Genomic DNA, 12,242 nt, shown 5'->3' on the forward strand with positions numbered 1-12,242 from the left:
GCGCGCAAGGGGCGGGCCGGCGGCGAAATCGCGCGCTGTGATCACGACGCGGTCACGATCCCCCGGTCGGCGGCACAGGCGCCCTTGCCGAGCCACAGCACCCGGCGTAGACCAGTGCCACGGGACAGCGCCCGAACGTTCACGAGTCGACGAGGACGAAGAACGGGGCAGTGATGCGCAGGACGAGCAGCACCATCCGGACACGCAGGACCGTGAGAGGCGCCGCCGTGGCCCTGGCGGGAGCCCTGGCGCTCTCGCTCACCGCGTGCGGCGGCGACGACAAGAGCGACGGCGGAGACAGCAGCGGCAGCCCCACGGGCGCCGCCTCCGGCAGCACCCTGGATCTGCCGAAACTCGACGGCACCACGCTCGAGGTGGCCGCCGTGTGGACCGGCACCGAACAGGCGAACTTCAAGAAGGTCCTCGCCGAGTTCGAGAAGCGCACCGGCGCGAAGATCACCTTCGTGCCCGCGCAGGACCCGATCATCAACTTCCTGGGCTCCAAGATCGCGGGTGGCTCACCGCCGGACGTGGCCATGCTGCCGCAGCCCGGCGCCATCAAACAGGCCGCCGAGAAGGGCTGGGCCAAACCGCTGGGCGCCGAGGCCCGAGCGGAGCTCGCGAAGAACTACGCGCAGGGCTGGCAGGACATCGGCAAGGTGGGCGGCAAGCAGTACGGCGTCTACTACAAGGCCGCCAACAAGTCGCTGATCTGGTACAACGCCAAGGTCTTCGAGAACGCGGGTGCCTCCGAGCCGAAGACGTGGAAGGACCTGCTGAACACCGCGCAGACGGTGTACGACTCCGGTGTCACGCCGTTCTCGATCGGCGGTGCCGACGGCTGGACCCTCACCGACTGGTTCGAGAACGTCTACCTCTCCCAGGCGGGCCCGGAGAAGTACGACCAGCTGGCCCAGCACAAGATCAAGTGGACGGACCCCTCCGTGAAGGAGGCCCTGACCACGCTCGCCCAGGTCTGGGGCAAGAAGGACTGGGTCGCGGGCGGCGCGAGCGGCGCGCTCCAGACCGAGTTCCCCGCCTCGGTGACGCAGACCTTCACCGGCGGCGACCAGCCGAAGGCGGCCATGGTCTACGAGGGCGACTTCGTGCAGGTCAACATCGCGGACACCAAGGCGAAGGTCGGCACGGACGCCAAGGTGTTCCCGTTCCCACCGGCCGGCGGCACCGCTTCGGTGGTCTCCGGCGGTGACGCGGCCGTCGTCCTGAAGGACTCCAAGGGCGCGCAGGCGCTGGCCACCTTCCTCGCCTCGCCGCAGGCGGCGGAGATCCAGGCGAAGCTCGGCGGCTACCTCTCGCCGAACAAGAACGTCGACGTCTCCGCGTACCCGAACGAGGTCCAGCGGACGATCGCCAAGGCGCTGATCGCGGCGGGCGACGACTTCCGCTTCGACATGTCCGACCAGGCCCCGCAGGCCTTCGGCGGCACCCCCGGCAAGGGCGAGTGGAAGGACCTCCAGGACTTCCTGAAGAACCCGACGGACGTGGCCGGCACCCAGGCGAAACTGGAGTCGGACGCGGCAGCGGCGTACGGGAACTGACGCGGAGATGGCGACACCCGCGGCGGCGGGGGCTCCCGGAGCCCCCGCCCCTGTTCGCCCGCGCAAGAGCGTGACCGGCACCCGCAGGACCGTGGCGGCGCTGTTCCTGCTGCCCGCCCTGGTGCTGCTCGGCGCGCTCGTGGTCTACCCGATCGGGTACTCGGTCGTCCGCAGCTTCTACGACCAGTCCGGCGACGGTTTCGCCGGCGTCGACAACTACAAGGCCCTCTTCACGGACGACGGCATCCGCACCGCCCTGAAGAACAACGTGATCTGGGTGGTGTTCGCGCCGACGGTCGCGACCGCACTGGGTCTGATCTTCGCGGTGCTCACCGAACGGGTGCGCTGGGGCACCGCGTTCAAGCTGGTCGTCTTCATGCCGATGGCGATCTCGATGCTCGCCGCCGGCATCATCTTCCGGCTCGTCTACGACCAGGACCCCGACAAGGGCGTCGCCAACGCGGTGTGGGTGGGCGTCCACGACACGTTCGCCGAGTCGTCGGCGTTCCCGAAGGCCCACCCGGGCCGTGACTCGCCGCTCAGGGCGCAGGACGGCGGCTTCGTCACCGAGGCGGCCGTGCACACGGGCGCACCGGTCGCGCTCCCCCTGGTGGGCGTCGCCCCCGACCAGATGCCCGGCGGCGCGGCGAAGGCGGTGCGGGCGCGGCCCGAGAAGGACAAGGTCACCGGGACCGCCTGGCAGGACTTCACCCGCGGCAAGGGCGTCGGCACCCTCGGCGCCCCCGACCCGTCCGAACTGGGCTACGCCGGGATGAGGATCGAGGCGGTGAAGGACGGCGAGGTGGTGGCGTCGACGAAGGCGGCCGACGACGGCACCTTCGCGCTCCCCGCCGCGGCCGACGGCGCCCTGCTGCGGCTGCCCGCGAGCAACTTCAAGGAGCCGTACAACGGCCTGGACTGGCTCGGTCCCTCGCTGGTCACTCCGGCCATCATCGGCTCGTACATCTGGATGTGGGCGGGTTTCGCAATGGTGCTCATCGCGGCGGGCCTCGCGGGGATCCCCAGGGAACTGCTGGAAGCGGCCCGGGTGGACGGCGCGAACGAGTGGCAGGTGTTCCGCCGGGTGACCGTCCCGCTGCTCGCGCCGGTCCTCGCGGTCGTCGCCGTCACCTTGATGATCAACGTGCTGAAGGTCTTCGACCTGGTCTTCATCATCGCCCCGGGCTCCTCGCAGGACGACGCCAACGTGCTCGCCCTGGAGCTGTACCGCAAGGGCTTCTCCGAGGACCAGCCCGGCATCGCCAGCGCCATCGCGGTGTTCCTCCTGCTGCTGGTGATCCCGGTGATGTGGTTCAACGTGCGTCGGCTCAGGCGGGAGGTGCGGCGGTGACCGGACGGCTCGCATGGGTCATGGACAAGCTCAACGGCACGGTGGTGCGCGCCTTCCTGATCGTCGTCGGCCTGTTCTGGCTGGTGCCGACGATCGGGCTGCTGATCTCGTCGCTGCGCGCCCCCGAGGACATGAGCGCGAGCGGCTGGTGGACGGTGTTCGGCGAACCCTCCCAGCTCACCTTCGACAGCTACCGCAAGCTGCTGGAGAACGGCGACATCACCGGCTCCCTCGTCAACACCGTGCTGATCACGGTGCCGGCGACGATCCTGGTCGTCGTCATCGGCGCCCTCGCGGGCTACGCGTTCGCGTGGATGGAGTTCCCCGGCCGGGACTGGTGGTTCCTGGGCGTGGTGGGGCTCCTGGTGGTGCCGGTGCAGGTGGCGCTCATCCCGATCGCCGAACTCTTCGGCAAGATCGGTCTGTTCGGGAACATCCTGGGGGTGATCCTGTTCCACGTCGGGTTCGGTCTGCCCTTCGCGGTGTTCCTGCTGCGGAACTTCTTCGCGGAGATCCCCCGCGAACTGCTGGAGGCGGCCCGTCTCGACGGGGCGGGTGAACTGCGCCTGTTCGCACGGGTCGTGATGCCGCTGGGCGGGCCCGCGATCGCGTCCCTGGGCATCTTCCAGTTCCTGTGGGTGTGGAACGACATGCTGGTCGCGCTGGTGTTCACCAACGCCGACAGCCAGCCGATCACGGTGGCGCTCCAGACGCAGGTGCGGCAGTTCGGGAACAACATCGACGTGCTGGCGCCCGGCGCGTTCATCTCGATGGTGATCCCGCTGGCCGTGTTCTTCGCGTTCCAGCGGCAGTTCGTGTCCGGCGTGATGGCGGGCGCGGTCAAGTAGCGCTCGGGCGGCCCTTTACCGCAGGGGCGGACCGGATCACCGGCCCGCCCCTTTCCGTTCACCCGCAATTCCCCCGTATGCCGTACGAAACGTAACCGATTCACTCCATCGGCCGTTCCCGGGCAAGGCGATGTATTCCGCGTATTCCACCCGCGCCGACCCATGGATGGATGTCCCTTGCCCAGGTTCAGTGTCATCGTCCCCGCGTACAAGGTTCAGGCGTACCTGCACGAGTGCCTCGAATCGGTGCTGTCCCAGTCGTTCACCGACCTGGAGCTGATCGTCGTCGACGACCGGTCGCCGGACGCCTGCGGCGACATCATCGACGAGTACGCGGCCCTCGACGCGCGCGTGCACGCCGTGCACCTGCCGGAGAACGGCGGCCTCGGGCGGGCCCGCAACGCGGGCATGGAGCGGGCGAGCGGCGACTACCTGTTGTTCCTGGACTCCGACGACACGCTCACCCCGGGCGCGCTGCACGCGATCGCCGACCGGGTGCGGGAGACGGGCGAGCCGGACGTCCTGGTCTACGACTACGCGAGCACGTACTGGTCGGGCGACACGGTCCGCAACAAGTTCGCCGAGCTGCTCACCGAGGAAGGCCCCGCGCCCTTCCGGCTGGAGGACCGCCCGGAGCTGCTCAGGGTCCTGATGGTGGCCTGGAACAAGGCCTACCGGCGGGAGTTCGTCCGGTCCGTGGGCCTGACGTTCCCGCCCGGCTACTACGAGGACACGCCGTGGACGTACCCGGCCCTGATGGCGGCGCGCACGCTCGCGACGCTGGACCGGGTCTGCGTGCACTACCGCCAGCGCCGCCGGGGCAACATCCTGTCCACCACGAGCCGGGGGCACTTCGACGTCTTCGACCAGTACGACCGGGTCTTCGCTTTCGTCGACCAGCGGCCCGAACTCGACCGGTGGCGGCCGGTGCTGTTCCGCCGCATGGTCGACCACCTCTCGACGGTCTTCACCAAGCGCGACCGGCTCCCGCGCGGGTCGCGCGCCGAGTTCCTGCGCAAGGCCCGTGCGCACTACCGCCGATACCGCACCCCGGGCGCCGCGGTGCCGTTGCGTTCCCGGCTGCGGCACACCCTGGTCCACTTCGGCGTGCACCGCACCTACCGGGTGCTCCAGGCGTCCATGACCGTGCGGCGGCGGACCCACAAGGCCGTCTCCAAACTCACCCGCGCGCTGCGGGCGGCCGTCCTCCAGGCCCACTACCGCGTCCAGCTGCGGCTGCCGCTGCGTGCCGACCGGGCCGTGTTCGCCGCCTACTGGGGCCGCGGGCACAGCTGCAACCCGGGGGCGCTGGAAGCCGCGTTCCGCACCTTCGCGCCGCATGTGCGCACCGCGTGGATCGCGCACCCCGAGCACCGTCCGGCCGTCCCGCCGGGTCCGCGGCACGTGCGCCCCGGGACGGCCGCGTACTGGACGGCGCTGGCCCGCTCCAAGTACCTGGTGAACAACGTCAACTTCGACCGGCGGCTGGTCAAGCGCCCCGGGCAGGTCTTCGTGCAGACCCAGCACGGCACCCCCCTCAAGCACATGGGCCTCGACCTCCAGGAGCGTCCGGCGGCCGCCCGCGGCACGGACTTCGCCGAGCTGCTGAAGGGCGTCGACAAATGGGACTACCTCCTGTCGGCCAACCGCCACACCACCCTCACCTGGGAGCGCGTCTACCCGGGGAGCTACGAGACGCTCGAGTACGGCTTCCCCCGCAACGACGTCTTCCAGCGGGCGACGCCGCAGGACGTGGCCCGGCTGCGCGAGTCGCTCGGCATCCCCCGCGACACGGTCGCCCTCCTGTACGCGCCCACGCACCGCGACTACCGCCGTGTACAGCGCTCCCCGCTCGACCTGGAGCGCGTGCTGCGCCGCCTGGGGCCGCGCTACGTGATCCTGGCCCGCGCCCACTACTGGCAGCAGGCGCCGCTGGTGCGGCAGGTGCCCGGCGTCATCGACGTCACCGGCCATCCGAGCGTGGAGTCCCTCTGCCTGGCCTCGGACGCCCTGGTCACCGACTATTCGTCGCTCATGTTCGACTACGCGGGACTGGACCGCCCCATCGTCATCCACGCCGAGGACTGGGAGGCCTACGACGCGGCCCGGGGCACCTACTTCGACCTGCGGGCCTCCCCGCCGGGCGCGGTCGCGGGCAGCGAGGACGAGCTGGTCGACATCTTCACGAGCGGCCACTGGCGCGATTCCCGCTCGAACCGGTTGCGGGCTGCGTTCCGTGAGCGGTTCTGCCCGCACGACGACGGCCGCGCCGCCGAGCGCGTCGTACGCCGGGTGGTGCTGGGCGAGACGCGGCTGCCGCCGGTCGTGCCGCTCGCCGAGCGCCGCCCGGTGCCGTCGGCCGCCGCCTCGGCGGCGATGCCCGCGGGGCGCCCCGCGCTCGACCACGTGCCCCCGCCCGCCGGCCCGGTCCTGCCCGTCACCGACCGGCGCTGAACCCCGCCCCCCACGCCCAGGGAGTCGTCATGCCCTCCGGCTCGTCGCGGCCCACCCCGACCCGGCCGTCCACCTGGCGGCCGGCCGGACGCCCCGGCCGCACGGCCTGAACCGGCCGCCACCGACCACCACCGGCCGCCCCGACCACCCCACCCAGCCCAGCCCCGCACCGCACCGCACCGCACCGCACCGCACCGACAGAGAAAGAGCAGAATGCCCCGCTTCAGCATCATCGTCCCGTCCCATGGGGTCGCGGGCCGGCTGTCCCTGGCGCTGGACTCCGTCCTGGCCCAGTCCTTCGGTGACCTCGAGCTGATCCCCGTCGGCGACGCGCCGGGCACCCCGGCCGCGGTCCTCGCCGCCGGGTACGCGCGCCGGGACCCCCGGGTCACCCCCGTGCACTCGCCGCCGTCCGCCGGGCTGAGCGGGGCCCGCAACACCGGCATGCGGGCGGCGACCGGCGACTACCTGCTGTTCCTCGACGGCGACGACGTCCTCGCCCCGGGCGCCCTGGCGGCCCTGGACGGTCGGCTGGCCGAGACCGGCGACGTCGACGTCCTCTACGCCGAGCACGAGCGCACCCCCTGGTGGGAGGGCGAACCCGCCAACCCCGCCGCCCCGCTGCTGGCGAAGGCGCCGAAGGACGCCTTCGGCCCCGCCCGGGCCCCGGACGTCACCGGCGTGCTGCTGCCCGCCTGGGGCACGGCCTACCGGCGCTCCTTCGTCGGCGCCCACCGGCTCGTCTTCCCCGACGGCCACTTCACGGACGTCGGCTTCGGCGGCCTGGTCACCGTGCACGCCGAGCGGGTCGCGGTGCTGCGCTCGGTCGTCGTACGACACCTGCTGCGCCGCCAGGGCAGCCGGCCGAACCTGCCGGGCGACCACCATCTCGACCTCCTGGACCGGGTCGAGGACGTGCTCACCCGCGCCGCCGGACAGGGGCTCCCGGCGGACCGGTCGGGTCCGCTCTTCGAGCAGCTCTTCGCGGCCGTCCTCAAGACCGCCGCGCACCCGGCCCGGCTGACCGGGCGCCGCCGCCGGGCCTTCTTCCGCCGCGCCGGCCGGCTCTACCGGCGTCACCGCCCCGCCGGGTACCGCGGGCCGGGTGGCAGCCTGGGGGTGCAGCACCGGCTGCTGGCGACCGGCGCGTACACGGCGTTCCGCCTGCTGGGCGGCGCCAACCGGAAGGCCTGCGCCGCCGCCCGGCGGGTGCCGCGCCCCCGTGGACTGCGCACCCGCTGGTACTACCGGCGCCAGCTGCGCCGCCCCCTCGACCCCGACCTGGCCGTCTTCTGCGCCTACTGGGGGCGGGGCTACGCGTGCAACCCGGCCGCCATCCACGCCAAGGCCGCCGAACTCGCCCCGCACATCCGCTCGGTGTTCCTCGTCGAGGCCGACCAGGCGCACACGATGCCGGAGGGCGTCGACCACGCCGTCATCGGCAGCCGCCGCGCCTGGCAGGTCCTGGCCCGCGCCACGTACCTGGTCAACAACGCCAACTTCGCGGAGGGCGTCGTCAAGCGGGAGGGCAGCGTGCACGTGCAGACGCAGCACGGCACCCCGCTGAAGAAGATGGGCGTCGACCAGTCCACGTACCCGGTCGTGGCCGCCGCGACCGGGTCCTTCACCAAGCTGCTCGGCCGGGTGGACCGCTGGGACTACAACCTCTCCTCCAACACCCACTCCACGCAGATGTGGGAGCGCGCCTTCCCCGGCTCGTACGAGCAGCTGGAGTACGGCTATCCGCGCAACGACGTCCTCCACACGGCGACCGCGGCCGACGTGATCCGTCTGCGGCGCGAACTCGGCGTGCCGGAGGGCAGCACGGCCGTCCTGTACGCGCCCACCCACCGCGACCACCGCACCGGCTTCGAGCCGGGACTGGACCTGGAGGCCTTCTGCGAGGCGGCCGGCGAGAACGTCGTCGTGCTGCTGCGGGCGCACTACTTCTACGACGGGGGCGCCGGCCGCGGCACCGGCCGTGTCATCGACGTGACCGGGCACCGCTCCTCCGAGGAGGTCTGTCTGGCCGCCGACGTGCTGGTCACCGACTACTCGTCGATCATGTTCGACTACGCCAACCTGGACCGTCCGATCGTCGTGTACGCCGACGACTGGGACGTCTACCGGGAGACCCGGGGCGTCTACTTCGACCTCCCCGCGGCCCCGCCGGGACCGGTCGCCCGCACGCCGGAGGAACTGGCGCGCGTGTTCCGCGACGGCTCGTACGCGGACGCAGGTGCCGCCGCCCTGCGGGCCGCCTTCCGGTCCCGTTTCTGCCAGTTCGACGACGGCCGGGCCGCCGAGCGGGTGGTGCGCCGGGTGCTGCTCGGCGAACCCCCGGAGTCGATCGCGCCCGTGCGGCCGCTCGCCGAGCGCGTTCCCGCCCCCGCCGCCGCCACCCTCGTAAGGAGCTGACCGCCGCAGTGCCCCGCTTCAGCATCATCGTCCCGTGTTTCAAGGTGCAGGGCTTCCTGCGCGAGTGTCTCGACTCGGTCCTGGAGCAGTCGTACCGGGACATCGAGGTGATCGCCGTCGACGACCGCTCGCCCGACGGCTGCGGCGCGATCCTCGACGAGTACGCGGCCCGTGACGACCGCGTCCGGGTCCTGCACCTGCCCGAGAACGCAGGTCTCGGCCGGGCCCGCAACGCGGGCATGCCCCTCGCGGGCGGCGACTACCTGTTCTTCCTCGACAGCGACGACACTCTCACCCCGGGCGCGCTGCGCGCGATGGCCGACCGCCTCGACGAGACCGGCGACCCGGACGTGCTGGTCTTCGACTACGCGCGCACCTACTGGTGGGGCGGCACCCGTCGCAACGCCCTCGCGCACGTCCTCGCCGAGGCGGGCGACGGCGCGTTCACCGCGGCGGCGCACCCCGAGATCCTCGACCTGCTGATGGTGGTGTGGAACAAGGTCTACCGACGCGACTTCGTCGAGAGCAACGGCTTCTCGTTCCCGCCGGGCTACTACGAGGACACACCCTGGACGTTCCCGGTCATGCTCAGCGCCGAGCGGATCGTCACGCTGGACCGGATCTGCCTCGACTACCGCCAGCGCCGGCAGGGCAACATCCTGTCCACCACCAGCCGCAAGCACTTCGACATCCACGACCAGTACGAGCGGGTCTTCGCCTTTGTCGACTCCCGCCCCGCCCTCGCCGGCTGGCGGCCCTACCTGCACCGCAAGATGGGCGAGCACTGTCTCGACATCCTGGCCAAGCCCGACCGGCTGCCGCCGTGCGACAAGGGCGAGTTCTTCCGCCGGACGGCCGAGCTGTTCGCGCGCCACAAGCCCGCCGGCGAACCGGTGCCCGCCGCGCTGAAGGTCCTGGAGGGCGGGTACACCGCCTACCGGGCGAAGCGCCGGGCCGGGCAGGCGGGCCGCGAGCTCGCCCGGCGCGGCGGACAGGTGCGCGGCGCGGCGGCGGGACGGGCGCGCCGGGGTCTGACCGCCCTGCACGGGCTCCGCCCCCTGGACCCGGAGTTGGTCCTGTACTCGGCGTTCTCGCATCGGGGTGTGCTCGGCGACCCGGGGGCCGTCTACGCCAAGGCGCGCGAGATCGCTCCGCACCTGCGGGGAGTGTGGGTCGTGCGCGACGAGGAGACGGCCGCCCGGCTGCCGCGGGACGTGGAGCACGTCCTGCTCGACTCCCCCGCCTACCGGCGCCTCTGCGCGCGGGCCGGGTTCTTCGTCAACAACGTGAACTGGCCCGGCTCCCTGGTCAAACGGCCGGGCAGCGTCCACGTCCACACCCACCTCGGCACCCCGCTGAAGTACATGGCGGCCGACCTGCTGCGGCGGCCCGGCGCCCGGCACGGCGTGGACGTGCCGCAGATGCTGCGCCGCGCCGACCGCTGGGACTACAGCCTGGTCGCCAACCAGCACGCGGAACTGGTGTGGGAGCGGGCCTACCCGTGCCACTTCACCTCGGTGCGCAGCGGGAGCCCGCGCAACGACGTGCTGGTGAACGCGGGCGGGGCGGCCGGCGTGCGGGCGGCCGCCGCGGTCCGCGCACGGCTCGGCGTCCCGGCCGCTCACACGGTCGTGCTGTACGCGCCGACCCGCCGCGAGTACGTGCGCGGCGGACACGCCGAGCGGGTCGACCTGGCGCGGCTGGCCGCCGATCTCGGCGAGGGTCACACCCTCGTCGTGCGGCTGCACCCGTCGCTGGCGGCCGGTCCGGCGCGCGGCCTCGGGCTGACGGAACTGCACCGGCGCGGGGTGCTGGTGGACGCGACGGACGAGCCGCGCGTCGAGGACGTCATGCTCGCCTCGGACGTCCTGGTCACCGACTACTCGGCCCTGATGTTCGACTACGCCAACCTGGACCGGCCGATCGTCGTGCACGCCGACGACTGGGCCGCGTACCGGGCGAGCCGGGGCGCCTACTTCGACATCACCGCCGACGCCCCGGGCCATGTCTCGCGCACCTACGGCGAGCTGAGCCGCCTGCTGGTCTCCGGCCGCTGGCGCGACGGGGAGTCGGCCCGGCTGCGGGCGGGCTTCCGGGAGCGGTTCTGCGCCTACGAGGACGGGCGGGCCGCCGAGCGGGTGGTACGGCGGCTGCTGCTGGGCGAGGAGTTCCTCCCGGGCGGCGCCGTCGCGCGGGTGCCCGGTCAGGCCGTGAGCCGCGATCTGCTCACGTCGACGTGAGGTCCCGCCCGGGGCCGCGCACCTGGGTGCTGGTCCTGGCCGCCGTGTTCGCGCTGCTCCAGCTCGCGAACGTGACCGGCCGGGACACCCCCGACAGCAAGAACTACCTGTCGTACGCGCTCTCCCTGCGCGGGGACGGCAAGCGGGAGGCGGCGGCCCTCACCATCGATTACGTCTGCGCGGGCGAGGCCTCGGTGGCGGACCGCCGGCAGCGCGTGGACGTGCTGCGTTTCGAGGCTCCGGACCCCGGCCGCCGGGTCGCCGCCGCGTGCCGCGAGCGCCAGTGGCGTGACGTCGGGGCGCGGCTGCGGGCGGGGCCGGCGGGCGGGCACACCGTGCCGTTCATGCCGGAGCGCTTCATGCGGATCTTCGAGGCGCGTCCGGGCTATCCGGTGTTCCTGCTGCCGTTCGTCACCGTGTTCGGCGTCACCTGGGGCGTGTGGCTGGCGGGTGTCGTGGGGGCGGTGGCGGGCGGGGTGCTGGTGTTCCTGATCCTGCGCACGCTGCGCTCCCCGGTCCACGTCTGCGCGGCCGGACAGGCCCTGTACTACGTGCTGCCGTGCGGTGCGACCGCCGTGCGTCCGATGACCGAGGGCCTGCTGCTGGCGCTGACGCTGACGGCGCTGTGGGGGTGCGCGCTGGCGCTGGAGGGGTCGGTGCGGGCGGCGGCCTGGCTGGTCGGCGGTTCGCTGGCCGCGCTGTTCGCCGTCAAGCACTCGCAGGCGCTCTTCCTCGGGCTGTGTCTGGCGGGCGCGGGCGCGCTGGTCGCGGTACGGCGCCGGCGGCGCGGGCGTCCGCCGGGGCGCGGGGCGGTCACGGTCGCGGTCGTCGGCTGCTGCGGGGCGCTGGGCACGGTGGTGCTGGCGAGGCTGCTGCACTATCCGGCCGAGTCGGAGAGTCTCCAGGATCTGCTGACCCGTCACTTCGCGCGGCCCGACCGCCCGCACGCGTGGGCGCATCTGCGCACCCTGGAGGTGAACTTCTGGGTGGAGTGGCTGCGCCGGCAGGCGTGGGAGCCGCTGTTCGTGGCCGCGCTGGCGGCGGGGGCCCTCGGGGTGGTGCGGGGACGGCGGCGGGCTTTCGGGGTCTTCCTGCTCGGCGCCGCGTGCACCGGGTTCCTCACCCAGGCCGCGCACCCGGACATCGGCATCTGGGGCGACCGGCTGATCGTGCTGGCCTGGCTGCTGCCGGTGCTGGGGGTGCCGCTGCTGCTCGAACCCGTGCTGCGGGGGACGGTGTCGGTGCCGGCCCAGGAGGGCGCCGATCGGGCTCACTCGATGAGGTGAGTCCGGCGCAAGTGTTGACGCAGGCGGGAAGACAGGACGAATGGCCCTCTTTGCCCGGCTCGGCGACTCCTTCCCCCGCGGCGCGG

At 72.6% G+C, this 12,242-nt stretch carries 7 protein-coding genes; all 7 read left to right on the forward strand.

The annotated features are described in order from the left end of the window. The first annotated feature begins 173 nt into the window (after positions 1-173). The 7 genes from Saso_RS14925 (at position 174) to Saso_RS14955 (ending at position 12,156) form a co-directional block, all read left to right on the forward strand. Positions 174-1,559 carry an ABC transporter substrate-binding protein gene (locus Saso_RS14925; protein ID WP_189918395.1) on the forward strand — a complete coding sequence of 462 codons (1,386 nt, stop codon included), beginning with the start codon at positions 174-176 and terminating at the stop codon, positions 1,557-1,559. 7 nt (positions 1,560-1,566) lie between these two features. Beyond that, on the forward strand, positions 1,567-2,910 hold the full coding sequence (locus Saso_RS14930; RefSeq protein ID WP_189918396.1) for a carbohydrate ABC transporter permease: 1,344 nt from the start codon (positions 1,567-1,569) through the stop codon (positions 2,908-2,910). Positions 2,911-2,930: 20 nt separating this feature from the next. Then, positions 2,931-3,758 carry a carbohydrate ABC transporter permease gene (locus Saso_RS14935; protein WP_229901087.1) on the forward strand — a complete coding sequence of 276 codons (828 nt, stop codon included), beginning with the start codon at positions 2,931-2,933 and terminating at the stop codon, positions 3,756-3,758. A 177-nt stretch (positions 3,759-3,935) separates the two neighbouring features. Then, on the forward strand, positions 3,936-6,212 hold the full coding sequence (locus tag Saso_RS14940) for a bifunctional glycosyltransferase/CDP-glycerol:glycerophosphate glycerophosphotransferase (protein WP_189918398.1): 2,277 nt from the start codon (positions 3,936-3,938) through the stop codon (positions 6,210-6,212). A gap of 213 nt (positions 6,213-6,425) precedes the next feature. Then, positions 6,426-8,630: a bifunctional glycosyltransferase/CDP-glycerol:glycerophosphate glycerophosphotransferase gene (locus Saso_RS14945; protein ID WP_189918399.1), complete on the forward strand. Its 2,205-nt coding sequence runs from the start codon at positions 6,426-6,428 to the stop codon at positions 8,628-8,630. Between the two features lie 8 nt (positions 8,631-8,638). After that, the gene (locus tag Saso_RS14950) at positions 8,639-10,870 is read left to right on the forward strand and encodes a bifunctional glycosyltransferase/CDP-glycerol:glycerophosphate glycerophosphotransferase (protein ID WP_189918400.1); all 2,232 of its coding nucleotides are present in this window, start codon (positions 8,639-8,641) and stop codon (positions 10,868-10,870) included. Further along, positions 10,867-12,156 (forward strand): hypothetical protein, encoded by a 1,290-nt coding sequence (locus Saso_RS14955; protein WP_372442440.1) that lies wholly within the window; start codon positions 10,867-10,869, stop codon positions 12,154-12,156. Before Saso_RS14950 ends, Saso_RS14955 begins: the two co-directional genes overlap by 4 nt. Positions 12,157-12,242: the final 86 nt, after the last annotated feature.

It is taken from the genome of Streptomyces asoensis (genome assembly GCF_016860545.1).
GTDB classification, from domain to species: domain Bacteria; phylum Actinomycetota; class Actinomycetes; order Streptomycetales; family Streptomycetaceae; genus Streptomyces; species Streptomyces asoensis.

Excerpts from the sequence above, each read along its gene's own strand:
- Saso_RS14935 (WP_229901087.1), top strand. The coding sequence starts at position 2,931 with ATGGACAAGCTCAACGGCACGGTGGTGCGCGCCTTCCTGATCGTCGTC.
- Saso_RS14945 (WP_189918399.1), top strand. The coding sequence starts at position 6,426 with ATGCCCCGCTTCAGCATCATCGTCCCGTCCCATGGGGTCGCGGGCCGG.
- Saso_RS14930 (WP_189918396.1), top strand. The coding sequence starts at position 1,567 with ATGGCGACACCCGCGGCGGCGGGGGCTCCCGGAGCCCCCGCCCCTGTT.
- Saso_RS14925 (WP_189918395.1), top strand. The coding sequence starts at position 174 with ATGCGCAGGACGAGCAGCACCATCCGGACACGCAGGACCGTGAGAGGC.